23 protein-coding genes and 1 tRNA gene are annotated in these 24,534 nt (G+C 65.8%); 21 read left to right on the top strand and 3 right to left on the bottom strand.

Translation table 11 applies throughout. The features are described 5' to 3' along the window. Window positions 1-21: 21 nt before the first annotated feature. The gene (locus tag AC0J42_RS08625; RefSeq protein ID WP_473005849.1) at window positions 22-600 is read right to left on the bottom strand and encodes a Maf family protein; all 579 of its coding nucleotides are present in this window, start codon (window positions 598-600) and stop codon (window positions 22-24) included. A gap of 94 nt (window positions 601-694) precedes the next feature. Between AC0J42_RS08625 and AC0J42_RS08630 the strand changes: the two genes are divergently transcribed. From AC0J42_RS08630 to AC0J42_RS08730, 21 genes are all read left to right on the top strand, one after another. Continuing rightward, window positions 695-1,222 carry a YceD family protein gene (locus AC0J42_RS08630; protein WP_158155984.1) on the top strand — a complete coding sequence of 176 codons (528 nt, stop codon included), beginning with the start codon at window positions 695-697 and terminating at the stop codon, window positions 1,220-1,222. A gap of 13 nt (window positions 1,223-1,235) precedes the next feature. Further along, window positions 1,236-1,418, top strand: coding sequence for a 50S ribosomal protein L32 (gene rpmF / locus AC0J42_RS08635; protein ID WP_008375086.1), 183 nt, complete (start codon window positions 1,236-1,238; stop codon window positions 1,416-1,418). Between the two features lie 3 nt (window positions 1,419-1,421). Next, on the top strand, window positions 1,422-2,432 hold the full coding sequence (plsX, locus tag AC0J42_RS08640) for a phosphate acyltransferase PlsX (RefSeq protein WP_473005850.1): 1,011 nt from the start codon (window positions 1,422-1,424) through the stop codon (window positions 2,430-2,432). 127 nt (window positions 2,433-2,559) lie between these two features. Then, window positions 2,560-3,501 carry an ACP S-malonyltransferase gene (gene fabD / locus AC0J42_RS08645; RefSeq protein ID WP_416423145.1) on the top strand — a complete coding sequence of 314 codons (942 nt, stop codon included), beginning with the start codon at window positions 2,560-2,562 and terminating at the stop codon, window positions 3,499-3,501. Between the two features lie 16 nt (window positions 3,502-3,517). After that, on the top strand, window positions 3,518-4,258 hold the full coding sequence (gene fabG / locus AC0J42_RS08650; protein WP_416423146.1) for a 3-oxoacyl-ACP reductase FabG: 741 nt from the start codon (window positions 3,518-3,520) through the stop codon (window positions 4,256-4,258). A 196-nt stretch (window positions 4,259-4,454) separates the two neighbouring features. Continuing rightward, window positions 4,455-4,691, top strand: a complete 237-nt coding sequence (gene acpP, locus AC0J42_RS08655) for an acyl carrier protein (protein WP_003175607.1) — start codon at window positions 4,455-4,457, stop codon at window positions 4,689-4,691. A 110-nt stretch (window positions 4,692-4,801) separates the two neighbouring features. Beyond that, window positions 4,802-6,046 carry a beta-ketoacyl-ACP synthase II gene (gene fabF, locus AC0J42_RS08660; protein WP_416423147.1) on the top strand — a complete coding sequence of 415 codons (1,245 nt, stop codon included), beginning with the start codon at window positions 4,802-4,804 and terminating at the stop codon, window positions 6,044-6,046. Beyond that, window positions 6,046-6,861 (top strand): aminodeoxychorismate lyase, encoded by an 816-nt coding sequence (pabC, locus tag AC0J42_RS08665; protein ID WP_473005851.1) that lies wholly within the window; start codon window positions 6,046-6,048, stop codon window positions 6,859-6,861. Before fabF ends, pabC begins: the two co-directional genes overlap by 1 nt. 3 nt (window positions 6,862-6,864) lie before the next feature. Further along, window positions 6,865-8,022 (top strand): endolytic transglycosylase MltG, encoded by a 1,158-nt coding sequence (mltG, locus tag AC0J42_RS08670; protein ID WP_473005852.1) that lies wholly within the window; start codon window positions 6,865-6,867, stop codon window positions 8,020-8,022. Next, complete coding sequence (gene tmk, locus AC0J42_RS08675; RefSeq protein ID WP_416423150.1) at window positions 8,019-8,651, top strand: dTMP kinase; 633 nt, start codon at window positions 8,019-8,021, stop codon at window positions 8,649-8,651. Before mltG ends, tmk begins: the two co-directional genes overlap by 4 nt. Further along, complete coding sequence (locus AC0J42_RS08680) at window positions 8,644-9,630, top strand: DNA polymerase III subunit delta' (RefSeq protein WP_416423151.1); 987 nt, start codon at window positions 8,644-8,646, stop codon at window positions 9,628-9,630. The genes tmk and AC0J42_RS08680 overlap by 8 nt, the downstream gene beginning before the upstream one ends. Window positions 9,631-9,690: 60 nt before the next feature. Continuing rightward, window positions 9,691-10,047, top strand: coding sequence for a PilZ domain-containing protein (locus AC0J42_RS08685; RefSeq protein WP_416423152.1), 357 nt, complete (start codon window positions 9,691-9,693; stop codon window positions 10,045-10,047). Between the two features lie 14 nt (window positions 10,048-10,061). Then, window positions 10,062-10,847 (top strand): TatD family hydrolase, encoded by a 786-nt coding sequence (locus AC0J42_RS08690; RefSeq protein ID WP_473005853.1) that lies wholly within the window; start codon window positions 10,062-10,064, stop codon window positions 10,845-10,847. 374 nt (window positions 10,848-11,221) lie between these two features. Next, entirely contained in the window at window positions 11,222-11,857 is a 636-nt protein-coding gene (locus AC0J42_RS08695; RefSeq protein ID WP_416423154.1) for a TetR/AcrR family transcriptional regulator, read from the top strand. A 161-nt stretch (window positions 11,858-12,018) separates the two neighbouring features. Next, window positions 12,019-12,987: a GTP 3',8-cyclase MoaA gene (locus AC0J42_RS08700; protein WP_473005854.1), complete on the top strand. Its 969-nt coding sequence runs from the start codon at window positions 12,019-12,021 to the stop codon at window positions 12,985-12,987. An 87-nt stretch (window positions 12,988-13,074) separates the two neighbouring features. Continuing rightward, window positions 13,075-13,680 carry a DUF4823 domain-containing protein gene (locus tag AC0J42_RS08705; protein ID WP_416423156.1) on the top strand — a complete coding sequence of 202 codons (606 nt, stop codon included), beginning with the start codon at window positions 13,075-13,077 and terminating at the stop codon, window positions 13,678-13,680. A 20-nt stretch (window positions 13,681-13,700) separates the two neighbouring features. Continuing rightward, window positions 13,701-14,264 carry a DUF1285 domain-containing protein gene (locus AC0J42_RS08710; protein ID WP_473005855.1) on the top strand — a complete coding sequence of 188 codons (564 nt, stop codon included), beginning with the start codon at window positions 13,701-13,703 and terminating at the stop codon, window positions 14,262-14,264. A 170-nt stretch (window positions 14,265-14,434) separates the two neighbouring features. After that, on the top strand, window positions 14,435-14,818 hold the full coding sequence (locus AC0J42_RS08715; RefSeq protein WP_416423158.1) for a cupin domain-containing protein: 384 nt from the start codon (window positions 14,435-14,437) through the stop codon (window positions 14,816-14,818). A gap of 431 nt (window positions 14,819-15,249) precedes the next feature. Next, a complete protein-coding gene (locus AC0J42_RS08720) occupies window positions 15,250-22,128 on the top strand; it encodes a hybrid non-ribosomal peptide synthetase/type I polyketide synthase (RefSeq protein WP_473005857.1) in 6,879 nt (2,292 codons plus the stop codon). A 65-nt stretch (window positions 22,129-22,193) separates the two neighbouring features. Beyond that, a complete protein-coding gene (locus AC0J42_RS08725; RefSeq protein ID WP_473005858.1) occupies window positions 22,194-23,393 on the top strand; it encodes a multidrug effflux MFS transporter in 1,200 nt (399 codons plus the stop codon). 143 nt (window positions 23,394-23,536) lie between these two features. Next, window positions 23,537-23,881: a type II toxin-antitoxin system RelE/ParE family toxin gene (locus tag AC0J42_RS08730; protein ID WP_473005860.1), complete on the top strand. Its 345-nt coding sequence runs from the start codon at window positions 23,537-23,539 to the stop codon at window positions 23,879-23,881. Here the strand turns inward: AC0J42_RS08730 and AC0J42_RS08735 are convergent. Both AC0J42_RS08735 and AC0J42_RS08740 read right to left on the bottom strand, forming a co-directional pair. Next, window positions 23,878-24,201, bottom strand: coding sequence for a helix-turn-helix domain-containing protein (locus AC0J42_RS08735; protein WP_473005861.1), 324 nt, complete (start codon window positions 24,199-24,201; stop codon window positions 23,878-23,880). The two genes, AC0J42_RS08730 and AC0J42_RS08735, sit on opposite strands and share 4 nt — an antisense overlap. Window positions 24,202-24,391: 190 nt before the next feature. Next, a tRNA-Asn gene (locus tag AC0J42_RS08740) sits at window positions 24,392-24,467 on the bottom strand. Between the last annotated feature and the right edge of the window lie 67 nt (window positions 24,468-24,534).

Raw genomic sequence — 24,534 nt, forward strand, 5'->3', positions numbered from 1 at the left:
GCGGCCGCTGCTACGGGCGATCTATGGCACCTGCACCCCTTCCTGCAACAACATATCCACCAGCCGGATCAGCGGCAGCCCCACCAGGCTGGTCGCGTCCGGCCCGTGGGTGCGCTTGAACAAACTCACCCCCAGCCCTTCGGCCTTGAAGCTGCCCGCGCAATCGTAGGGTTGCTCGGCCCGCAGGTAGCGCTGGATGGTCGCCAGGTCCAGCTCGCGCATCTCCACGGTAAACGGCACGCAATCCACCTGGCAGTGCCCTGTGGCGCTGTTGAGCAGCGCCAGGCCGGTGAGGAAGGTGACGCTGGTGCCGCTGGCTTCCAGCAGTTGCGCGCAGGCGCGGTCGAAATCGTGGGGCTTGCCCAGGATCTGCTCGCCCAGCACCGCCACCTGGTCGGAGCCGATGATCAGGTGGCTGGGGTGGCTGGGGGCCAGGGCGCGAGCTTTTTGTTCGGCCAGGCGCTTGATCAGGGCTTCGGCGGGCTCGTCCGCCAGGCGGCTCTCGTCGATATCAGGGCTGGCGCAGGTGAAGGGCAGGCGCAGGCGGCCCAGCAATTCCCGGCGGTAAGGCGAGCTCGAGGCAAGTAACAAGGGCAGCATGGCGGTCTCCTGTGGATGAATGGTCATTCTATCATTGGGTTAGGGCCTAATTTCCTTTGACAGGGGAGGGGGTCGTCCCTAGAATGCTGCGCCTATGTTGAATGACCCGATTCCACCTCACGTTGACCCGCGCAAATTGGCCGATCGTGGCGTAACCCTTGAAGGTTCGCTGCCATTATCCGATTTGGAGAGACTCTGCGACCCGCTTTCCGACAATGTCGGTACGGTGCAGGCTAAATTCGTTTTCGAACGAGACGAGCGAAAGGCCGTGGTTATCCACAGCCATCTCGACGTCGAAGTCAAGATGGTATGCCAGCGTTGTCTTGAGCTGGTCACCCTGCCGATCCACAGCGAATGCAGTTATGCTGTGGTGAAGGAGGGTGCAAATACCCAGTCGTTACCGAAAGGTTATGACGTGCTGGAACTGGGCGAAGATCCTTTGGATCTGCAGGCATTGATCGAGGAGGAGCTTCTGCTCGCCTTGCCCATTGTGCCTGCTCATCATCCGGAAGAATGCCAGCAGCCGGCGGGCGCAGATGAGCCCGAGCCGAGCGAGGACGAGGTAACGCGGTCCAACCCGTTCAGTGTATTGGCGCAGTTAAAGCGTGACCCAAACGTTTAGGAGTTAATCAATTATGGCTGTTCAGCAGAACAAAAAATCCCGCTCTGCCCGTGACATGCGCCGTTCGCACGACGCCCTGTCGGCTAGCACCCTGTCGGTCGAGAAGACCACTGGCGAAGTACACCTGCGCCACCACGTTTCGCCAGAAGGCGTATACCGTGGCCGTAAAGTGATCGACAAGGGCGCTGACGAGTAATCCTTGTCCGCTCAAGTCATCGCGATTGACGCAATGGGCGGGGACTTCGGTCCCCGCAACATTGTCCAGGCCAGCCTTGCCTGCCTGTCTGCTACCCCCTCGCTGTACCTGACCCTCGTCGGTCACCCCCTACTCCTTGAAGAATTGATCGCCAGCCAACCCGGTGTGGATCGCGCGCGCCTGCAGATTGCTGCAGCCAGCGAAGTCATCGGCATGGACGAGCGGCCGTCCCAGGCCTTGCGTGGCAAGCCGGACTCTTCGATGCGGGTGGCGCTGGAGTTGCTGCGTGACGGCAAGGTGCAGGCGTGCGTGAGTGCTGGCAACACCGGTGCGCTGATGGCCTTGTCGCGCCACGTGCTCAAGACCTTGCCCGGCGTCGATCGCCCGGCGATGGTGGCCGCCATTCCCACGCAAACCGGCTCGTGCCAGTTGCTGGACCTGGGCGCCAACGTCGATTGCAGCGTCGAACACCTGTTCCAGTTCGCCGTGATGGGCTCGGTGGCCGCCGAGGCGCTGGGCGTGGTGCGCCCGCGGGTGGCGCTGCTCAACGTCGGCACCGAGGACATCAAGGGCAACCAGCAGGTGAAGCTGGCTGCGAGCCTGTTGCAGGGCGCGCGCGGGTTGAACTACATCGGCTTCATCGAGGGCGATGGCGTGTACCGCGGCGAGGCGGACGTGGTGGTGTGCGACGGTTTTGTCGGCAACGTGCTGCTCAAGTCCAGCGAAGGCCTGGCGACCATGATCAGCGGGCGCATCGAGGCATTGTTTCGACACAATTTGCTGTCGCGGGCCGTCGGTGCCCTGGCCATGCCGCTGCTCAAGCGCTTGCAGGCCGACCTGGCGCCCGCGCGGCACAACGGCGCGAGCTTCCTGGGCCTGCAGGGCATCGTGGTGAAAAGCCACGGTTCGGCCGGTGTGCAGGGCTTCCAGAGCGCGATTTCGCGGGCGTTGGCCGAAATTCAGGAAAATCTTCCCCAGCGCCTGCACGGGCAGCTGGAAAATCTGTTGCTTTAGGCATATCCGCCAAGGAGTGCTTAAATGTGACCACCCGGTTCTCTCTGTCATCCAACTGTCAGTTTCTTGCGTTCAACTCCGGTTGCACGTCAATTCTCCGACGACAAGATCAATAAGGGCTTGTTAAATGTCTGCATCCCTCGCATTTGTCTTTCCAGGGCAAGGTTCCCAGTCCCTGGGCATGCTCGCCGAGCTGGGCGCCCAGTACCCGCTGGTGCTGGAAACGTTCAAGGAAGCTTCCGACGCGCTGGGTTACGACCTGTGGGCGTTGATCCAGGAAGGTCCGGTAGAAAGCCTCAACCAGACTGACAAGACCCAGCCTGCCATCCTGGCCGCCTCGGTGGCCTTGTGGCGCCTGTGGCTGGCCGAAGGTGGCGAGCGCCCGGCATTCGTCGCCGGCCACAGCCTGGGCGAATACAGCGCCCTGGTGGCCGCTGGCTGCCTGAGCCTGGCTGACGCGGTCAAGCTGGTGGAGCGCCGTGGCCAACTGATGCAAGAAGCCGTGCCCGCTGGGCAGGGCGCCATGGCTGCCATCCTGGGCCTGGACGACGCCGTAGTGGTCAACGCCTGCGCCGAAGCGGCCCAGGGCGAGGTGGTCAGCGCGGTGAACTTCAACTCCCCGGGCCAGGTGGTGATTGCCGGCTCGGCGGCTGCCGTGGAGCGTGCCATCGAGCTGCTCAAGGCGGCCGGTGCCAAGCGCGCCCTGCCGCTGCCGGTCAGCGTGCCGTCGCACTGCGCGCTGATGAAGCCTGCTGCCGAACGCTTCGCCGAGTCGATCAACGCCATCGACTGGCAGGCCCCGCAGATCCCGGTGGTGCAGAACGTCAGCGCCGCGGTGCCGGCAGACCTGGACACCCTCAAGCGCGACCTGCTGGAGCAGCTGTACAAGCCGGTCCGCTGGGTCGAGTCGGTGCAGTACCTGGCTGCCAACGGCGCCCCGCGCCTGGTCGAATGCGGCCCGGGCAAGGTCCTGGCTGGCCTGAACAAGCGCTGCGCCGATGGCGTCAGCACTGAAAACCTGAATACCCCAGACGCGTTCGCTGCCGCTGTTGCGGCGGCGAAGGCCTGAAATAGGAGAAGCCTGCATGAGCCTGCAAGGTAAAGTTGCACTGGTTACCGGCGCCAGCCGTGGCATTGGCCAGGCTATCGCCCTGGAACTGGGCCGTATGGGCGCTACCGTCATCGGTACCGCCACGTCGGCCTCGGGCGCCGAGCGCATCGCCGCCACCCTCAAGGAAAACGGCGTGCAGGGCACCGGCCTCGAGCTGAACGTGACCAGCGACGAATCCGTCGCCGCCGTACTGGCGACCATCACTGAACAGTTCGGTGCACCCACCATCCTGGTCAACAACGCCGGCATCACCCGCGACAATTTGATGCTGCGCATGAAGGATGATGAGTGGCATGATGTCATCGATACCAACCTCAACAGCCTGTACCGGCTGTCCAAGGGCGTGCTGCGCGGCATGACCAAGGCGCGCTGGGGTCGTATCATCAGCATTGGTTCGGTCGTCGGTGCCATGGGCAACGTCGGCCAGGTGAACTACGCTGCTGCCAAGGCGGGCCTCGAGGGCTTCAGCCGCGCGCTGGCCCGTGAAGTGGGCTCGCGTGCAATCACGGTCAACTCGGTGGCCCCTGGTTTCATCGACACCGACATGACCCGTGAGCTGCCTGAAGCGCAGCGTGAAGCCTTGCAGACCCAGATCCCTCTGGGTCGCCTGGGCCAGGCCGAAGAAATCGCGAAAGTGGTGGCTTTCCTGGCCTCGGAAGGTGCAGCCTATGTGACCGGTGCTACTATCCCGGTCAACGGCGGCATGTACATGTAAGTGAAATGTGACGGATTGCTTCAAAAAAATGTCATACGTGTCGTTCAAAATCCGTTATAAAGCTGCATCCAAATTCTAGGTGGCGGGTGAGTGTGATCGGGAGCCGACGCTTTCAGCTTGAAATGCCGAAGCCTTCCTATAAACTTGCACACTGGCCAGCTGCCTGACTTATGTCCATTAGGAGTGAAAACAAGGTATGAGCACCATCGAAGAACGCGTCAAGAAAATCGTCGCCGAGCAACTGGGCGTTAAAGAAGAAGAAGTCGTGAACACTGCTTCCTTCGTAGAAGATCTGGGTGCCGATTCCCTTGACACCGTTGAGCTGGTGATGGCTCTGGAAGAGGAATTCGAGACCGAAATCCCTGACGAAGAAGCTGAGAAGATCACTACTGTTCAAGCCGCTATCGATTACGTCACCAGCCACCAGGCTTAAGACTTTGTAATCGCAGCTTCTTGTCATGGAAAAACCGCACTGCCTTTGCTGGCGTGCGGTTTTTTCTTTAGATGAGATGTAAAGGTTGTTCCTAGAATAAGGAGAGCGCTGTGTCGCGTAGACGCGTCGTGGTCACCGGTATGGGTATGCTGTCGCCACTGGGCACGGATGTGCCGAGCACCTGGCAGGGCATTCTGGCTGGCCGCAGTGGCATTGGTCTGATCGAGCATACCGACCTTTCTGCCTACTCCACCCGTTTTGGCGGCTCGGTCAAAGGCTTCAACGTCGAGGAGTATCTGTCGGTCAAGGAAGCCCGCAAGCTCGACCTGTTCATTCAGTACGGCCTGGCGGCCGGTTTCCAGGCAGTGCGTAACGCCGGCCTGGAAGTGACCGATGCCAACCGTGAGCGCATTGGCGTGGCCATGGGCTCGGGTATCGGTGGCCTGACCAACATCGAGGAAACCTGCAAGATCCTGCACGCCTCCGGGCCGCGTCGGATTTCGCCGTTCTTCGTGCCGGGTTCGATCATCAACATGATTTCCGGTTTCCTGTCCATCCACCTGGGCGTGCAGGGGCCCAACTACGCCATCGCCACGGCGTGTACCACCGGTACGCACTGCATCGGCATGGCGGCGCGCAACATCGCCTACGGCGAAGCCGACGTGATGATTGCCGGTGGCGCCGAAATGGCTGCCTGTGGCCTGGGCATGGGCGGCTTCGGTGCCTCCCGCGCGCTGTCCACCCGCAACGACGAGCCAACCCGGGCCAGCCGCCCGTGGGACAAGGGCCGTGATGGCTTCGTATTGTCCGACGGTGCCGGCGCCCTGGTGCTCGAGGAGCTGGAGCACGCCAAGGCGCGTGGTGCCACCATCTACGCCGAGCTCGTGGGCTTTGGCATGAGCGGTGACGCCTACCACATGACCTCGCCGCCCGAAGACGGCGCGGGTGCCGCCCGCTGCATGGCCAACGCCCTGCGCGACGCTGGCGTGAACGGCAGCGATGTGCAGTACATCAACGCCCACGGTACCTCCACCTCGGCGGGTGACCTGGCGGAAGCCTCGGCCATCAAGTCGGTGTTCGGCGACCACGCCTACAAGCTCGCGGTCAGCTCGACCAAGTCCATGACCGGTCACCTGCTGGGTGCCGCGGGCGCGGTGGAAGCGATCTTCAGCGTCCTGGCCATCAACAGCCAGGTGGCGCCGCCCACCATCAACCTGGACGAGCCTGACGAAGGCTGCGACCTGGACTTCGTCCCGCATCAGGCGCGCAACATGCCGATCGACGTGGTGCTGTCCAACTCGTTCGGCTTTGGTGGCACCAACGGCTCGCTGGTGTTCCGCCGGTTCAACGGCTGATGCTCAGCTGGGTCGACGGCGTGCCGGCGGACACGCTGGCGCTGAAGAACCGCGGCCTGGCCTATGGCGATGGGCTGTTCGAGACCATCGCCGTCAAGGCCGGCCAGCCGCTGTTGCTGGCGCGCCACCTGCAGCGCCTGCTGCAGGGTTGCCAGCGCCTGGCAATCAGCCTTGACGCGGCCCTGGTCGAGGCTGAACTGGCGGCCTGTGCCGCGCAGCTGGGCGAGGGTGTGCTCAAGCTCATCGTCACCCGTGGCGACAGCCAGCGCGGCTACGCCGCCGACCCCCAGGCGCCGGCCCGGCGCCTGGTCCAGGGCAACCCGCCAGCCGCTTACCCCGCTGCCCATGCCGAGCAAGGCGTGCGCCTGTTCGACTGCGCCACGCGCCTGGCCGAACAGCCACTGCTGGCGGGTCTCAAGCACCTCAACCGCCTGGAGCAGGTGCTGGCCCGCGCCGAATGGTCCGGCCCGGACTTTGCCGAAGGTTTGATGCGGGATATGTCCGGGCGCCTGGTCGAAGGCGTGTTCAGCAACCTGTTCCTGGTGCGTGACGGTCAGTTGCTGACCGCTGATCTGGTGCGCTGTGGCGTCGCCGGGGTCATGCGCGCCGAGCTGTTGGCCCAGGCGGCTGCCCTGGGCATTCCCGTGCAGGTCCGCGACCTGTGGCCTGAAGACCTGTGGCAGGCCGACGAAGTGTTCGTCTGCAACAGCGTGTATGGCATCTGGCCCGTTCGCGCTTTCGCGTCACTGAACTGGTCGCCGGGGCCGCTCACCCGTAAACTGCAGAGCCTTGCCCGCGCACTATTGGATGTGTGATTCGTGAGACGTAAATTCTTGGTGCTGCTGGAGACCCTGGTTATCCTGGCAGGCCTGACGCTGGGCGTTGCCGCCTGGAAAGTGCACAGCGCACTGGACCAAACCCTTAATGTCGCCCAGGAAGACCTCCTGGACGTGCCCAATGGCTCCACGCCCACCGGCACCTTCATGCGCATGCAGGCCAAGGGCACGCTGCGCGATGCCTTCTGGCTGCGCCTGTACTGGCGCTTCAACCTGGCCGGCACGCCGCTGCACAGCGGCGAGTACCGCCTGACCCCGGGCATGACCCTCAAGGACCTGCTGGGCGTGTGGCAGCGCGGTGAAGTGGTGCAGTACAACCTGACCCTGGTGGAAGGCTGGAACTTCCGCCAGGTGCGCGCTGCCCTCGACAAGCAGGAGAAGCTCAAGCACACCCTGGCCGGGCTGAGCGATGCCGAGGTCATGACCCGCCTGGGCCATGAAGGCGTGTTCCCCGAAGGCCGGTTCTTCCCCGACACCTACAAGTACGTGCGCGGCATGACCGACGCCGAGTTGCTGGGCCAGGCCTATAGCCGCCTGGACGAGGTGCTGGCCAAGGAGTGGACCGACCGTGCCCCTGATGCGCCCTACGATCAGCCCTACCAGGCGCTGATCATGGCCTCGCTGGTGGAGAAGGAAACCGGCGTGCCCCAGGAGCGCTCGCAGATCGCCGGCGTGTTCGTGCGCCGCCTGGCCACCGGCATGCTGCTGCAGACCGACCCCACGGTGATCTACGGCATGGGCGAGCGCTACACCGGCAAGCTGACCCGCGCCGACCTGCACGAGCCAACGCCGTACAACACCTACACCAACGCCGGCCTGCCACCCACGCCGATCGCCATGGTCGGCCGCGAGGCGCTGCATGCCGCGTTGAACCCGGCCAGCGGCACCAGCCTGTATTTCGTCGCGCGCGGCGACGGCAGCCATGTGTTCTCCGACGACCTCGACGAGCACAACAACGCCGTGCGCGAGTTCCAGCTCAAGCGCCGCGCCGACTACCGGTCCAGCCCTGCGCCCACCCCGGCACCCGCGCCGGGCCAGGATGCGGCCACGCAGCCGCCGACGGTACCGGCGGCAAGCCCCGACACGGCCACCGACAGCAAAGCCGGTGCGCCCCAAGACACTCAGAAGGACAGCCAGTGAGCGGTTTATTCATTACCCTTGAAGGCCCCGAAGGCGCGGGCAAGAGCACCAATCGCGAGTACCTGGCCGAGCGCCTGCGCGCCGCCGGCCTGGACGTGGTGCTGACCCGCGAACCGGGCGGCACGCCGCTGGCCGAGGGCATCCGCGAACTGCTGCTGGCCCCCAGCGACGAAGCCATGCACGCCGACACCGAGCTGCTGCTGGTGTTCGCCGCCCGCGCCCAGCACCTGAGCGAAGTGATTCGCCCGGCGCTGGCCCGTGGCGCGGTGGTGCTGTGCGATCGCTTCACCGATGCCACCTACGCCTACCAGGGCGGCGGCCGCGGCCTCAGCCACGCGCGCATCGCCAGCCTGGAAGCCTTCGTCCAGGGTGACCTGCGCCCCGACCTGACCCTGGTGTTCGACCTGCCGGTGGAAGTGGGCCTGGCCCGCGCCACCGCGCGTGGCCGCCTGGACCGCTTCGAGCAGGAAGGCCGGGCCTTCTTCGACGCGGTGCGCAACACCTACCTGCAACGGGCCGCCGCGGCGCCCGAGCGCTACACCCTGGTCAACGCCGCCCTGACCCTGGGCGAGGTGCAGCAGCAACTCGACAGCCTGCTGCCTGGCATCGAGGCGCGCGCCCGTGGCTGAGGCCTACCCGTGGCAGGACAGCCTCTGGCAGCACCTGGCCGGCCGTAGCCAGCACGCCCACGCGTACCTGCTGCATGGCCCCCAGGGCATCGGCAAGCGTGCCCTGGCCGAGCGCCTGATGGCCTTGCTGTTGTGCCAGCAGCCCCAGGGGCTGGCCGCCTGCGGGCAGTGCAAGTCCTGCCACCTGCTGGCAGCAGGCAGCCACCCGGACAACTACATCCTGGAACCCGAGGAGGCCGACAAGGCCATCAAGGTCGACCAGGTGCGCGACCTGGTCAGCTTCGTGGTGCAGACCGCCCAGTTGGGCGGGCGCAAGGTGGTGCTGATCGAGCCGGTGGAGGCCATGAACATCAACGCCGCCAACGCCTTGCTCAAAAGCCTTGAGGAACCCTCGGGCAATACCGTGCTGCTCCTGGTCAGCCACCAGCCCAGCCGCCTGCTGCCCACCATCAAGAGCCGTTGCGTGCAGCAGGCCTGCCCGCTGCCCAGCCAGGCCATGAGCCTGGACTGGCTGGCCGGCGCCTTGCCCGAGTGCACGCCCGAGCAGCGCGAAGAGCTGCTGACCCTGGCCGCCGGCTCGCCGCTGGTGGCGGTGCGCCTGCAGGCCCAGGGCGTGGTCGAACAGCGCGCGCTGGTGGTGGACGGGGTGAAGAAGCTGCTCAAGCAGCAGGCCTCGCCCACGCAGTTGGCGGAAAGCTGGAACGCCATCCCGTTGCTGCTGCTGTTCGACTGGTTCTGCGACTGGTCCAACCTGATCCTGCGCTACCAGTTGACGCAGGACGAGGAGGGGTTAGGCTTGGGGGACATGCGCAAGGTGGTGCAGTACCTGGCGCAGAAGAGCGGGCAGGGCAAGGTCCTGGCCGCGCAGGACTGGATCCTGGCGCAGCGCCAGAAGGTGCTGGCCAAGGCCAACCTCAACCGGGTGTTGTTGCTCGAAGCGTTGCTGGTGTCCTGGGCAGGCTTGCCCGGCCAGGCTTGAAGAGCGTAGCGGGGCCCACCGGGGTGGGCCCTCAGTAGTTGGCGCAATCGAGGAATTTCAATGAATCAGCCAGTCAATCCCGGCCCGCGCAACGGCATCCTGTCCCTGACCATCAAGGACAAGTCGGTGCTCTACGCCGCCTACATGCCGTTCATCAAGAACGGCGGGCTGTTCATCCCCACCAGCAAGAGCTACAAGCTGGGCGATGAGCTGTTCATGCTGCTGAACCTGATGGACGAGCCGGAGAAGATCCCGGTCGCCGGCCGCGTCGCCTGGATCACCCCCAAGGGCGCCCAGGGCAACCGAGCCGCCGGTGTCGGCGTGCAGTTCAACGACGGTGACAACACCGCCCGTAACAAGATCGAAACCTACCTGGCCGGCGCCATCAAGTCCGACCGCCCCACTCATACGATGTAAGTTGCCCAATGCCCATGCTTGTCGATTCCCACTGCCACCTCGATCGTCTGGACCTGGCCCAGCACGACGGTTCCCTCGATGCCGCCCTGCAGGCGGCCCGTGACCGCGGGGTAGGGCACTTCCTGTGCATCGGCGTCAGCGCCGACAACGCCGGCGCGGTCAAGGCCGTGGCCGAGCAATACGCCGACGTCGACTGTTCGGTGGGCATCCACCCGCTGGACCTCAAGCCCGGTGAAGCGCCAGCCCTGAAGTGGCTGCTCGAAGAGCTGGACCACCCGCGCGTGGTGGCCATCGGCGAGACCGGCCTGGACTACCACTACGAGCCCGAGGCGGCCGAGCTGCAGCAGGCCTCGTTCCGCCTGCACCTGGAAGCGGCCAGCATCACCGGCAAGCCGGTGATCATCCACACCCGCGGTGCCCGTGCCGACACCCTCGACCTGTTGCGCGAGGCCAAACTGCCCCAGGCTGGCGTGCTGCACTGCTTCACCGAGGACTGGGACATGGCCAAGGCGGCCCTGGACATGGGCTATTACATCTCCCTGTCGGGCATCGTCACCTTCCGCAACGCCGACGCCCTGCGCGACGTTGCCCGCCAGGTGCCGGCCGATCGCCTGCTGGTGGAGACCGACTCGCCGTACCTGGCGCCCATCCCGCACCGCGGCAAGCCCAACCTGCCGCAGTACGTGCGCGAAGTCGCCGAATTCCTGGCGCTGGTGCGTGGCGAAAGCTACGAGCAACTGGCCGAGCAGACCACCGCCAACTTCAAGCGGCTGTTCCCGCTGGCCCACGTCGCCGGCTGAGGCAAATCCGGGGCAAAAAAAACCCGGGTTCTGGGGGGTGAATCCGGGTTAAGACCATTAGGAGTAAAACAAAGGCGTGCGATCCATTGACACCTTTATCGGCGTCTCACTTGGGGGGTATGAGCACGTCGACACTTCAAGTATTGGCTAGCCTGCGCACTATGCCACCGGCGATTGAGCGTTTTTTAAACAGATTTGGAATACGTCCGCGTCCATTGAGTGCTCTTGGCTTGGTTGGGCCCTGAAAGCGTCAAAAAACAGGTGGTAAAATTGTACCGGCACGTGTCGGCAACCGCTGTCATGGTTGGAACTTCCGTGCAATTTGCTGCAAGTTAGGCATAATACCGGCCTTCGATTTTGATCCAGTCCTTCTTATGCAGAAAGAACCTCGTAAGGTCCGTGAGTTTCGTCGCCGGGAGCAAGAGATCCTCGACACCGCACTCAAACTGTTCCTGGAACAGGGTGAAGACAGCGTCACCGTCGAGATGATCGCGGATGCCGTGGGCATCGGCAAAGGCACGATTTACAAGCACTTCAAGTCCAAGGCGGAGATCTACCTGCGCCTGATGCTCGACTACGAGCGCGACTTGAACGAACTGCTGCATTCGGCGGACGTCGACCGCGACAAGGAAGCCCTGTCGCGCGCCTACTTCGAATTCCGCATGCGCGACCCGCAGCGCTACCGCCTGTTCGACCGCCTGGAAGAGAAGGTGGTGAAGGGCAACCAGGTGCCGGAGATGGTCGAGGAACTGCACAAGATCCGCGCCTCCAACTTCGACCGCCTGACGCTGCTGATCAAGGGTCGCATCACCGAGGGCAAGCTCGAGGACGTGCCGCCGTACTTCCATTACTGCGCCTCCTGGGCCTTGGTGCACGGCGCCGTGGCGCTGTACCACTCGCCGTTCTGGAGCAACGTGCTGGAAGACCAGGAAGGCTTCTTCCAGTTCCTGATGGATATCGGCGTACGCATGGGCAACAAGCGCAAGCGCGACAGCGAACCGTCCGCCTAACCCCTGTGGGAGCTGGCTTGCCAGCGAGCTTTTGATTGCGGCAAGCTCGCTGGCAAGCCAACCCCCATGGCGCGGTCCATACTCAAGTATGTGTGGGGCTTGCAAAAACCTGACTTTTCGGTCAGATTTTCGCAGTCCGCTTCCCCCATGCCGGAGTCATCATGATCGTCGATCGTCAAGGCAGGTCCTTTCGCAACCTGCGCGTCAGCCTGACGGCGGCCTGCAACTACGCCTGCACCTACTGCGTGCCCGACGGCAAGCGCCTGGTGGCCGCGCCGGACGAGCTGTCCGCCGCCGCCCTGGTGCGCGGCGTGCAGTACCTGATCGAAGCCGCCGGCATCGAGCGGCTGCGCATCACCGGCGGCGAACCGCTGGTCAGCCCACGCCTTGAAGAGTTCCTGCACGGCGTCGCGCCGCTGGGCCTTGCGGACATCAGCCTCACCACCAACGGCCAGCTGCTGTCGCGCAAGCTGCCGTTGCTGCTGGACACCGGCATCCGCCGCCTCAACGTCTCCCTCGACACCCTGGACCCCGACGCCTTCCGCGGCATCGCCCGTGGGGGCGACCTGCGCACTGTGCTCGACGGCCTGGAGCGCGCGCGGGCGGCGGGCTTGCGCATCAAGGTCAATATGGTGCCGCTGCGCGGGCGCAACGTCGACCAGGTGCTGCCGCTGCTGGACTATTGCCTGGACCGCGGCTTCGAGCTGCGTTTCATCGAACTGATGCGCATGGGCCACCTGGCCCGCGACAGCGCTGGCTTCCACGCCCAGTTCATCGGCCTTGACGCCCTGCTGGCGCTGATCGGCGAACATTATGAATACCAACAGGCCAGCGCGCCGGTGGACGCCACCGCGTTGCGCTACGAGGTGCCAGGGCGTGGTTATTTTGGCGTGATCGCCAACGAGAGCGTGCCGTTCTGCCGGACCTGCTCGCGCTTGCGCCTGTCGTCCACCGGGTGGCTGCACGGCTGCCTGTCCTCCAGCAACCGCCACTACGTCGGCGACCTGCTGGAACTGCCCCGCGAACAGGCGCTGCCGGCTCTGCAGGGCCTGCTGCAGAAGGCCCTGGGCGACAAGCAGGAGGTGGCGTTTTCGGGCGGCGCCACGGTGATGAAGATCATCGGCGGCTAAACCTTGCAGGGCGGATACGCAGACTGGCGCAAAAGCTGCATCACGCGGCTATTCGCCGGTTTTCCGTCACCGGCCTCTGGAGGAAAGATGCGTAGCCTGGTCTTGCTGCTCGCGCTGTTGGCGTTGGGCGGCTGCATGAGTGTGAGCGATATGGGTGAAGCCACCCGCGAACAATTGAGCGACGCCGGTGTGCTGAACCACAGCAACACCCGCCGCCTGAACAACTTCCGCCTGCAGCCGGATTCGTTCATCTACATCGGCCAGGGCGCCTTCGCCCCGCCGGGCAGCGCCTACCCCAAGCCTAACGTGGTGGCCGAGGCAGCGTTCAACGGCTTCATCGACTACTTCCCCATGGTCCGCCGCGCCCGCGCGCCGCTGGGCCTGGAGCAGGCCCTGGGCGAGGCCCGCAGCGCCGGCGCCAGCTACCTGCTGTACACCCGCTTCGCCAACGCCGATGACCGTATCGGCAACGCCGACGAGTGGGCCGACCAGGAAGCCGTCGACCGCCTGGGCGTGGACAACGGCACCATCCAGGTGATGCTGATCGAAACCAACACCCGCTACCTGATCGACAGCGCCACCATCCGCATGCGCGGTGGCCTGCTGAGCATCCACAACCAGAAGCCGGAAGATTTGCTAGAGCCGCCGCTGGAGGATTACGCTCGTATCCTGTTGGGCATGAGTCGCCCGTAAAGCGGTCACAGGAGCAAGGCATGAGTGGTGCAGGCAAGGCGAACGATCTGTTGGCGCAGATCCCGAGCAGCGGCAAGGGCCTGCCGCCCGTGCACCTGTGGAACCCCGATTTCTGCGGCCACATCGACATGCGCATCGCCCGGGACGGTACCTGGTACTACCTGGGCACGCCCATCGGCCGCAAGCCCATGGTGCGCCTGTTCTCCACCATCCTGCGCCGCGATGGCGACGACTACGTGCTGGTGACCCCGGTGGAGAAGGTCGGCATCACCGTCGACGACGCGCCCTTCGTCGCCGTGACCCTGGACGTGGAAGGGCAGGGCGAAGCCCAGGTGCTGCGCTTCACCACCAACGTCGACGATGGCGTGGTGGCCGACGCCGACCACCCCCTGCGGGTGGAGACCGACCCTGCCACCCAGGAACCGGCGCCATACCTGCTGGTGCGCAGCAACCTCGAGGCACTGGTGCACCGCAACGTCTTCTACCAACTGGTCGAACTGGCCAGCGTGCGCGAAATCGACGGCCAGCGCTGGCTGGGCGTGTGGAGCAGTGGGCAGTTCTTCCCCATAGGTCTCGAGCCCTGACAGTGCAGGACGCCGCCTTCGGCAGCTGCTACGGGGGGGGGCTGCGTAGCAGCGGCCGCAGGCCGCGTCCGGCACCATTGGCCACCCCCTTTTCCACTCCATTGGCGCTTTAACGCCACGGCGGCTGGGCCTATCTTCACCTCATCCCCCCAAAAAAAGAGGCCACGAAGATGAACCTGCGCATCCTGCTCGCCACCGCCCTGCTGTCCACCAGCGCCTTCGCCCACGACAACGTCAAGATCCTGCAACAGCAGAGCCCACCCAACGCCCCGGGCCAGCAGGCCATCATGCTCACCGTCGACTACGCCCCCGGCCAGGCCTCCGACGCCCACAGCCACCCCGGCTCGGTGATGGCCTACGTGCTCGAAGGCAGCGTGGTGTCGCAGCTCAAGGGCCAGGCGCCGGTGACCTACAAGCAGGGGCAGTACTGGTACGAGCCGGCCGGCACCGTGCACCTGGTGTCGCGCAATGCCAGCAAGACTCAGCCGGCGAAGTTGTTGGTGTGGGTGTTAAAAGGGCAGGACCAGCAGGTGCTGGAGCCGTACAAGCCATAAAACCCTACAGCCATGGCGCGATCCCGACTCACCGTTCGTCGGGATCCCCACCCCTGCTCGATAGACCGCCGAACGCATTCTCCGTACACTGCCGCGTGATGGCGGTTTGCTATTCGTTTGCGTGATAACCCCGGCAATCGGGGGGGGCAGCCGAAACACAGCCGCCGTTGAACCACCCGTTTCACGATGACTCCCGACTCTCCCGTATTCCGCATCGAGCCTCGTTCCGTGGCTGGCCCTTTCCTGTGGCTGTCCTCCCAGCGCGCGCCCATGCCGGGGGTGAGTGCGTGGGCAATAAACGACCTTCACTAGGCTAACCCAGATTGACCAACCCTCTGCAGCATTCGCGCCCTGGCACCTCTTCGCTTGACCACCCCGTTGTTGCTTCCCCTGGTATCACCACTGCGCCCCTGTCCCGTGGGCAGCGCGCCATGTGGTTCTTGTGGAGCCTGAACCCCGACGGCGCACAGTACGGCCTGCCCATGGCCTGGACCATTCGCAGTGCCCTGGACCTTGCGGCCTTCGCCGGTGCCCTGCAGGATCTGGTCGATCGTCACCCGGTGTTGCGCACCACCTACGCAGCCCCCCAGGGCGAGCCGCTGCAGATGATTCATGCCCAGGCGGCGGTGGACTTCCAGCACCACGACGCCAGCCAGTGGAGCGCCAAGGCGCTGCACGCACGCCTGGCCCAAGAGGCCGAACAGGGCTTCGACCTGCAGCATGGCCCGGTGTTTCGCGCCCGGCTGTTCTCGACCAGTGCCGATGAGCAGGTGTTGTTCCTGAACTGCCATCACATCGCCGCCGACACCTGGTCGCTGATCGTGCTGATGGAAGAGCTGGGCCTGCTGTACCGGGCGCGATTGCTGGGCGAGGCGGCGGTGCTGCCGGACATGGGCCTGCCGTTCGAGGCCTATGTAGGCTGGCAGCAGCAACTGCTGGAGTCGCCTGCCGGCGAGCAGCATTGGGCCTACTGGCAGCAGGTGCTGCAGCGCCCGCCGGTGCTGGACCTGCCCACCGACCGCCCGCGCCCGCGGGTGCAGACCCACGTCGGCGCCGGGCATGCCTTCGAGTTCGACCAGGCCTTCACCCAGCAGATCCGGGCCCTGGCCCGCGAGCAGGACGTGACCTTCTACACCGTGCTGATGGCGGCCTTCTACCTGCTGCTGTACCGCTACACCGGGCAGGATGACATTGTCGTCGGTTCGCCGCGCTTCGGCCGCCCGCCCGAGGGCCATGGGCGTACGGTCGGCTATTTCGCCAGCCCGTGCGCCTTGCGGGCGCAGCTGGACGGCGAGCAGCCGTTCAGTGACTTCCTGGGCCATGTGCGCAACGTGCTGGTGGGCGCCAAGGCGCACCAGGACTACCCGTTCCCGCTGCTGGTGGAAAAACTCAACGTGGCCCGCGATAGCAGCCGCAGCCCGGTGTTCCAGGTGTCCTTCACCTACCAGAAATCCCACCTGGCGCACCTGAGCGGCGTGGCGGCGGCGCGCATGGGCCTGGGCGGCGCGGTGGTGGACCTCAGCGGGCTGGCGCTGGAGTCCTACCCGCTGGAGCAGCATGGGGTGAAGTTCGACCTCGACTTCGTGGTCGAGGAGGTGGACGGCTGCCTGCGCGCAGTGTGCTGGTACAACACCGACCTGTGGGACGCCCGCAGCATCGGCTACCTGGTGGCCCACTACCAGGCGCTGCTGGCCAGCGCCGTGCAGGCGCCGGCCCAGGCCATTGCCCGCCTGCCGATGCTGACGGACGGCGAGCGCGCCAACTTTGCCGCTTGGAACGCCACCGACGCGCGCTTCCCCCAGGAGCCGGTGCACCACTGGGTGGAAGGCTGGGCCCAGCGCACGCCGGACCGCGTGGCCCTGCTCCATGAAGACCAGGCCATCAGCTACGCCGAGCTCAACGCCCGGGCCAACCGCCTGGCCCATTACTTGCGCCGCAATGGCCTGCAGCCAGGGCAGCCGGTGGGCGTGAGCATGGAGCGCAGCCCCGAGCTGGTGGTGGGTATCCTTGCCATCGTCAAGGCCGGTGGCGCCTACCTGCCCCTGGACCCCGGCTACCCGGCGGACCGCCTTGCCTACATGCAGGAGGACTCGGGCCTGAGCCTGCTGCTGACCCGCGCAGGCGCGGGCGCCGAGCCAGCCTCGGCCAAGGTGCAACAGCTGTGCGTGGATACCCACGCCGCGGCCATCGCCCAGGAGCCTGCCAGCAACCCCGAGCGGGTGTCGCGGCCCGACGACCTTGCGTACATCATCTACACCTCCGGCTCCACCGGCCGGCCCAAGGGGGTGATGCTGGAGCACTACGGCCTGTCGAACATGGTCCATGCCCAGATCGAGGGCTTCGCCATCAGCGAGCAGAGCCGCGTGCTGCAGTTCGCCTCGGTGAGCTTCGATGCCTCGGTGTCGGAGATCTTCACCGCCCTGTGCGCTGGCGCGGCGCTGTGCCTGGCGGCCAAGGCGGACATCATGCCGGGGTCGGCGCTGATCAACACCATCGCCCGCCACGCCGTCACGGTGGTCACCCTGCCGCCGTCGGTGCTGGCGCTGCTGCAACCCGAAGAGGTGCCCACCCTGCGCACCGTGGCGGCGGCGGGGGAGGCCTGCAGCCTGGACATCGTCAAGCGCTGGGCTCCCGGCCGGCGCTTCCTCAACGCCTACGGCCCCACCGAAGCCACCGTCTGCGCGACCATGGCCGTGCTGGGTGCCGAGACCACGCGGGTCACCCTCGGCCAGCCGCTGGCCAACACCCGGCTGTACCTGCTCGACTCGCGCCTGCAACAGGTGCCGGTGGGCATCGCCGGCGAGATCCACATCGCCGGCGTGGGCCTGGCCCGTGGCTACCTCAACCGCCCGGACCTGACCGCCGAACGCTTTATCGCCAACCCGTTCGAGGGCGGTGAGGCGCGCCTGTACAAGACCGGCGACCTGGCCCGCTACCTGCCCGATGGCAGCCTGGAGTACCTGGGCCGCCTGGATCACCAGGTGAAAATTCGCGGTTTCCGCATCGAACTGGGCGAAGTGGAAGCGGTGATTGCCGCCTGTGCCGGGGTGCGCGAAGCACTGGTGATCGCCGGTGGCAGCACGCCGTCGCTGCTGGCCTACGCCATTGCCGACGCGGCCACCGTGACCGCCGCCGACATCCGCGCCCATGCCCAGGGTACCTTGCCGGATTTCATGGTGCCAGCGGCGATCATGCTGCTCGACGCCTGGCCCCTGACCCCCAACGGCAAAATCGACCGCGCCGCCTTGCCTAGCCCGGCCGAGCAGCGGACCAGCAGCCACCTGGTCGCCCCCCGGGACCTGCTGGAACAGCAGATCGCCGGGGCGTGGACCACGGTGCTCAAGCTTGAGGCCGTGGGCATCGACGACAACTTCTTCGAGGTGGGCGGCAACTCCCTGGACCTGGTACGGGTAGAGCTCGAGCTGGAGAAGGTGCTGGGCTACCGCGTGGCGACCATGGACCTGTTCCGCTTCGCCAACATCCGTACCCTGGCCGAACACCTGCGCGGCGCCCACCAAGGCCCCCGCCCCGCACCCCAGGCGCCGCGCCTGACCAGCGTGGGCGTGGACACCGATATCGCCATCATCGGCATGGCCGGGCGCTTCCCCGGCGCGGCCAACGTCGAGGCGTTCTGGTGCAACCTGGCCGCCGGCGTCGAGTCGGTGGGCGAGCTGAGCGACGAACAGCTGCTGGCCGCTGGCGTCGACCCCGCGCTGCTGGCCGACCCGCGCTACGTGAAGCGCAAGGGCGTGCTCGATCAGGTCGAGCAGTTCGACGCCGCGTTCTTCGGCTACCCGCCACGCGAAGCGCTGTTGATGGACCCCCAGCAGCGGCTGTTCCTGGAAACCGGCTGGCACGCCCTGGAGCACGCCGGTTATGCCAATGCCGACTACCGCGGGCGCATTGGCGTGTATGGCGGTACCGGGCGCTCGGGCTACCTGTTGCACTACCTGGAGACCAACCCGGGCAGTGCCGCCGAGCTGTTCCAGACCACCATCCTCAATGAAAAGGATTTCCTCTCCACGCGCCTGGCCTACAAGCTCAACCTGCGCGGCCCGGCGCTGACGGTGCAGACCGCGTGCTCCACCTCGTTGGTGGCGGTGCACCTGGCCTGCCAGCAGCTGATCCTGGGCGAGTGCGACATTGCCCTGGCTGGCGGGGTGTCGATCGAGGTGCCCCATGGCACCGGCTACCTGCACCAGGACGGCCACATTCTGTCCGGTGACGGCCGCTGCCGGCCGTTCGACAGCCAGGCCCAGGGCACCGTGCGCGGCAGCGGCGGGGCGCTGGTGGTGTTGAAGCGCCTCTCGGCGGCGGTGGCCGACGGCGACCAGGTGTGGGCGGTGATCAAGGGCTCGGCCATCAACAACGACGGCAACGCCAAGGTCGGCTTTACCGCCCCGGCGGTGGACGGCCAGGCCGACGTGATCGAACAGGCGCTGCAGCGCGCCAAGGTCGACCCGGCCACCATTGGCCTGGTGGAAGCCCACGGCACCGCCACGTCCCTGGGCGACCCGATCGAAGTGCAGGCCCTGAGCCAAGCCTGGCGTCGTCACACCGACGCCACGCAGTTCTGCGTGCTGGGTTCGGCCAAGGCCAACGTCGGCCACCTGGATGCTGCGGCGGGCGTCACCGGCCTGATCAAGGCGGCGCTGGCGCTGCACCACGGGCAAATTCCCGGCACCCTGCATTTCCAGGCGCCCAACCCCAAGCTCGAGCTGGCGCAGAGCCCGTTCAGGGTCAGCGCCACGCTCAGCGATTGGCCGGCCACGGCCACACCGCGCCGCGCGGCCGTCAGCTCGTTCGGCATTGGCGGCACCAACGCCCACATGATCCTGGAGCAGGCCCCGGCGGTTGCCGTAGTGCCGCCAGCGGGCGGTTGCCAGGTGCTGGCGCTTTCGGCAAAAACCGAGGCGGCCCTGGCGCGCATGACCGAGCAGCTGGCCAGCCACCTGCAGGCCAATCCCGGCGTCGACCTGGCGGATGTCGCCTACACCCTGCAACAGGGCCGCAGCCACTTCCAGCACCGCCGCGCGGTGGTCTGCGACACCCCTGCCACTGCCGTCGAGGCGCTCACGGCGCTGCCCGCCGCGCGCAGCAGCACCGGCCTGGCCGGCCCTGGCGCCGGGGTGACGTTCCTGTTCCCCGGGCAAGGCTTGCAGCAGGTCAACATGGGCCGTGAGCTGTACGACAGCGAAGCGGTGTTCCGCGCTTGCATCGATGACTGCGCACAGCTGCTGCAGCCGGTGATGGGCCTGGACATTCGTACCGTACTGTACCCGCCAGCGGCGGCCACGGACGCGGCGCGCGAGCAACTGATGCAGACCGCCATCACCCAGCCGGCGCTGTTCGTGGTCGAGTACGCGCTGGCGCAGCAGCTGCAACACTGGGGTGTGCGCCCTGCGGCCATGATGGGGCACAGCCTGGGCGAGTACGTGGCCGCCTGCCTGGCCGGGGTCATGGCGCTGCCTGATGCGTTGCAGCTGGTGGCCCGGCGTGGCCAATTGATCCAGGCGCTGCCCGGCGGCGCAATGCTCGCCGTGGAGGCGTCGGCCCAGGAGCTGCAGGTGTATGCCGTCAACGGCGTCGACCTGGCCGTGGTCAACGCTGCGCGCGCCTGCGTGCTGGCCGGGCCCCTCGCGGCCATCGATGCGGTGCAGGCGCAAGTCGCAGCCGCCGGCCTGCGCTGCAAGCGCGTGGCCACCTCCCATGCCTTCCATTCGGCCATGCTCGACCCGGTGCTGGAGCAGTTCATGGCCGAGGTCAGTGCCGTGCCGCTGCACGCGCCGACCACGCCTTACCTCACCAACGTCACGGGTGACTGGGTGACTGCCGAGCAAGCCACCGACCCGGCGCACTGGGTGCGCCACCTGCGCCAGGCAGTACGCTTTGCCGAGGGCCTGGAGCGCTTGCTGCAGGTGCCCGGTGGGTTGTTCCTGGAAGTGGGGCCGGGGCAGACCTTCACCTCGATTATCCGCAAGCACGCCCTGGCCGCCCATGCCCGCGTGGCCAGCGCGACCCTGGCCAGCAGCGCTGGCGGCGCCGATGGTGCCAGCCTGGCCATGGGCCTTGGCCGCCTGTGGGTAGCGGGCGTGGCGCCGCAGTGGGCGGCCTTGCACCAGGGCGCGGTCCGTCGCCGCGTGGCGTTGCCCGGCTACCCCTTCGAGCGTCAGCGCTTCTGGCCCGGCAACACTGCGGCGCCGGCTCGGCAAGTGCCGGCGCCGCAGGTCGAGCCGCGGGCCCAGGGCAATTCCATCGAAGCGCAGCTGGTGGAGATCTTCGAGCAGGTGCTGGGCATGGACGCCATCAGCGTCAGCGACGATTTCTTCGAATTGGGCGGCAGTTCGCTGTCCGCCCTGAGCGTGATCATGCAGGCGCAGCAACGCTTCGGCCAGGCCCTGTCGCCCGCCGCGCTGCTGGAAAATCCCACGGCCAAGGCGCTGGCGGCGACGCTGCAGCGCCAGCAGGCGCCACGCAGCCCGCAACTGGTGGGCATGCACACCGGCGGCGAACTGCCGCCGCTGTTCTGCATCCACCCCTATGGCGGCCACACCACCAACTACCTGGAACTGACGCGGATGCTGGGCAACGACCAGCCGGTGTATGGCATCCAGGCCGCGGGCCTGCAAGGGGAGGCCACGCCGCTGCGGCGAATCGAGGCCATGGCCACGGCCTATATCGCGCTGGTCAAGACGGTGCAGGCCGAAGGGCCGTATCACCTGGTGGGGCATTCCATGGGCGGCTGCATCGCCTACGAGATGGCCCAGCAACTCACCGCGCGCGGTGAACGCGTGGCGCTGTTGGCGCTGCTGGACTCGCGCGCGCAGAACGCCAGCGCCCAGCCGCTGTACCGCAACGGCACGTACGGGCAGATGGCCAAGCGGCACTGGCTGAGCGACGACGCGGTGATGCTCGGCATCCTTATGCCCAAGCTGGCCTTCGACTGGGACAGCCTGCAAGGCGTGCCGGCCCAGGTGCAGTGGCTGCAGGTGCTGGCAGCCGCCACCGGCCAGGACCTGCTGCCCGCTGGCTCCAGCGAAGCGCAGCTGCGCCATGTGCTGACGGTGACCGATGCCAACGACGAAGCGCTGCGCAGCTACCAGCCGGCCCCCTACGCCGGCACCGTGCTGCTGTGCTGCGGCGAGCAGGGCTTTGCCCGGCAGTTCGCCGAGCCCGACCTGGGCTGGGGCGTGCTGGCCGCGCAACTGGACCTGGCCTGGGTGCCTGGCGACCACCACAGCATCATGGCCAGGGACAACGTCGCGGCCATCGTGGCGCAGCTGCAACGCCACCTGGATGGTCGCGGCTGACCCGCCGTCAACGCCCTGCAGGCCTGGCTTGCAGGGCAACCCCTGGACGTTATTAAGGATGGGCTGTGTCCACATCAACGCAAATTCGTTTCACCGGCGACGAGCTGAAAATCGTCGCCATGGTCACCGTGCTGCTGTTCATCGGCTTGCTGGGCACCGACATTCACCTGTCGTCGCTGCCCGAAATCATGAGTGTCATGCAGGTGTCGCGTGCCACCTTGCAGGCCTCGATCTCGATTTTCCTGTTCGGCACTGGCGTGGGAGCGCTGGTGTACGGGCCGCTGAGCGACAAATACGGGCGCAAGCCGGTGATCCTCATCGGCATCGCCGTGGCCATCGCCGGCAACCTGTGGGCGGTGTATGCCGCCAAGGCTTCGGTGTTCCTGGCAGCCCGCTTTGTCCAAGGCATTGGCAGCGGGGTGTGCCTGGCGCTGTCGCGGGTGGTGCTGTCGGACATCGTCCAGGGCCCGCGCTATGCCATCGCCAGTTCCTACATCACCTTGTTCACGGGCCTGTCGTTCGTGCTCGGACCCTTGCTGGGCAGCCTGGTGCAAGCCTGGTTCGGCTGGCGGGCCAACTTCGTGGTCATGGCCCTGTTGCTGGCGGTGATTTTCCTGGCCTACGGCCGTAGCCGGGAAACCAATACCCACAAGGACCCGTCCATCAGCGTGGCCGGCGTGTTCGCCAGCTACGCCGTGGTGCTGGGCGACGCGACCTTCCTGGCCACCACGGTCATGGCCGGCATCGGCATGACCTGCTTCGTGCTGTACACCAGCTCCAGCCCCTTCGTGCTGCAGCAGCGCTTCGGCTTCAGCGCCACCGACTATGGCTGGGCCACGGCCCTGGTGGGCAGCGGCCTGATCATCAGCCGCCTGGCGTTCCCCTGGCTGGTGCGCACCCTGGGCATGCACGCGACCATGGCGGTGGGTTTTGTCATCACCCTGCTGTGCGGCGCAGCGCTGCTGATCGTGGCGCAACTGGGGCTGATGTCAGCGTGGGTGTTCCTGGCCTGCGTGGCGGGCATCTCGTTCAGTTACTCCTTCATCGTCCTGTGCGCCTCGGCGCTGGCGATCAACCGCTTCCCCACCCGGCGCGGGGCGGCGGGGGCGCTGTATTGCTGCTCGCAGATGGGGTTGGCGTTCGGCGTCAACAGCCTGGTGTCGGCGGCGGGGAATGACGTGGTGACGCTGCTGGGAGTGAGCTACGTGGTGCTGCCGGTGCTGGGGTTGGCCTTGTGCCTGCGGATGAGAACGGCGTCTGCCTGACCCGCACCGCACCGCACCGCGCCGTGGCCGGACGCCGCCTGACGGCAGCTGCTACGGGGCGCGATTACAAACAGTAATGGATTTCGGCTGGCGAAGGCTGCGTTTCCCCCCGACTATGGGCGCCATTTCAGGGGAAGCCTTTCATGAGACGGTTCGCTTTTGTCAGCGCAGCAGCCGAACGCGAATACAAAGCCCTGCCTGGCGAAATCCAGGATGAATTCGGGAAGGACTTGCGTCGTATCCAATACGCGGATGAGCCAAGGTTGGTCTGTAAGCCACTGGCTGAATCCGTGGGTGCTGGGGCATTGGAACTGGTGATCAACGGTAGCCCTGCTTACCGGTGTGTCTACATCGTGAAGTACGCCGACACGTTATTTGTGCTGCATTCCTTCATCAAGACCACGAACCGGACGGATCGGCATGCAATGGCTGTGGCCCAGGAACGCTTGAAAGAGTTGCTATGCATACTGCGTGAGCAGCGCGTTTAGCGCTCCGCGTTCTGTGAGATGACAATGCAGGGGTGGGGGCGATCGCCCTCGCTCGACATCGTGAAGTGGGTCCGGAAGCCCAGCTTGTCGAGCATGTCCATCATCGCGTCGACCGTGAATTTCTCTATTTTGCCGTTGGCCAGTTCCGAAATGCGCGACTGGGTGACTTCGAGGCGGGCAGCGGCCTCGGTTTGGTTGAGTTTCATTTGCTTGAGGCAGTCGGTGATGAAAATGGAAAGGTCCATTTTCAAGGCCATTTTGCTGGCCGTTTCTTCGTCGTGGGTGACGTGGAATGGGCTGTCGTAATATCGGATGGACATGGCGTTAGCACCGAATTATCTAAAATTTTAGATAATGTACGTCTTCGGGGTTGCCAGGGCAACCTGAAAGTAGGCTTCATGCCAGCTGCGTGTCTTGATGATGATCGGGAGGGGGGGGGGCGCCCGAGGACTGATTCCACCAAGCCCAGAAACGACAAAGCCCCTCTAAAAGAGGGGCTTTGTTATGTTTTGGCTCCACGACCTGGACTCGAACCAGGGACCCAATGATTAACAGTCATTTGCTCTACCAACTGAGCTATCGCGGAATCTGGTGCCTATGTTACTGATTCAAAAGGAGAAGTCAACACCTTTTGTTAACTTCTCCCGCTGAAC

It is taken from the genome of Pseudomonas sp. Tav-5-1A (assembly GCF_055755055.1).

What these genes read in the sequence shown, in the direction of transcription:
- AC0J42_RS08625 (WP_473005849.1), bottom strand. Translation starts at nt 600, where the DNA reads ATGCTGCCCTTGTTACTTGCCTCGAGCTCGCCTTACCGCCGGGAATTG.
- AC0J42_RS08630 (WP_158155984.1), top strand. Translation starts at nt 695, where the DNA reads ATGTTGAATGACCCGATTCCACCTCACGTTGACCCGCGCAAATTGGCC.
- rpmF (WP_008375086.1), top strand. Translation starts at nt 1,236, where the DNA reads ATGGCTGTTCAGCAGAACAAAAAATCCCGCTCTGCCCGTGACATGCGC.
- fabD (WP_416423145.1), top strand. Translation starts at nt 2,560, where the DNA reads ATGTCTGCATCCCTCGCATTTGTCTTTCCAGGGCAAGGTTCCCAGTCC.
- fabG (WP_416423146.1), top strand. Translation starts at nt 3,518, where the DNA reads ATGAGCCTGCAAGGTAAAGTTGCACTGGTTACCGGCGCCAGCCGTGGC.
- acpP (WP_003175607.1), top strand. Translation starts at nt 4,455, where the DNA reads ATGAGCACCATCGAAGAACGCGTCAAGAAAATCGTCGCCGAGCAACTG.
- pabC (WP_473005851.1), top strand. Translation starts at nt 6,046, where the DNA reads ATGCTCAGCTGGGTCGACGGCGTGCCGGCGGACACGCTGGCGCTGAAG.
- AC0J42_RS08685 (WP_416423152.1), top strand. Translation starts at nt 9,691, where the DNA reads ATGAATCAGCCAGTCAATCCCGGCCCGCGCAACGGCATCCTGTCCCTG.
- AC0J42_RS08690 (WP_473005853.1), top strand. Translation starts at nt 10,062, where the DNA reads ATGCTTGTCGATTCCCACTGCCACCTCGATCGTCTGGACCTGGCCCAG.
- AC0J42_RS08695 (WP_416423154.1), top strand. Translation starts at nt 11,222, where the DNA reads ATGCAGAAAGAACCTCGTAAGGTCCGTGAGTTTCGTCGCCGGGAGCAA.
- AC0J42_RS08700 (WP_473005854.1), top strand. Translation starts at nt 12,019, where the DNA reads ATGATCGTCGATCGTCAAGGCAGGTCCTTTCGCAACCTGCGCGTCAGC.
- AC0J42_RS08705 (WP_416423156.1), top strand. Translation starts at nt 13,075, where the DNA reads ATGCGTAGCCTGGTCTTGCTGCTCGCGCTGTTGGCGTTGGGCGGCTGC.
- AC0J42_RS08710 (WP_473005855.1), top strand. Translation starts at nt 13,701, where the DNA reads ATGAGTGGTGCAGGCAAGGCGAACGATCTGTTGGCGCAGATCCCGAGC.
- AC0J42_RS08715 (WP_416423158.1), top strand. Translation starts at nt 14,435, where the DNA reads ATGAACCTGCGCATCCTGCTCGCCACCGCCCTGCTGTCCACCAGCGCC.
- AC0J42_RS08720 (WP_473005857.1), top strand. Translation starts at nt 15,250, where the DNA reads ATGTGGTTCTTGTGGAGCCTGAACCCCGACGGCGCACAGTACGGCCTG.
- AC0J42_RS08730 (WP_473005860.1), top strand. Translation starts at nt 23,537, where the DNA reads ATGAGACGGTTCGCTTTTGTCAGCGCAGCAGCCGAACGCGAATACAAA.
- AC0J42_RS08735 (WP_473005861.1), bottom strand. Translation starts at nt 24,201, where the DNA reads ATGTCCATCCGATATTACGACAGCCCATTCCACGTCACCCACGACGAA.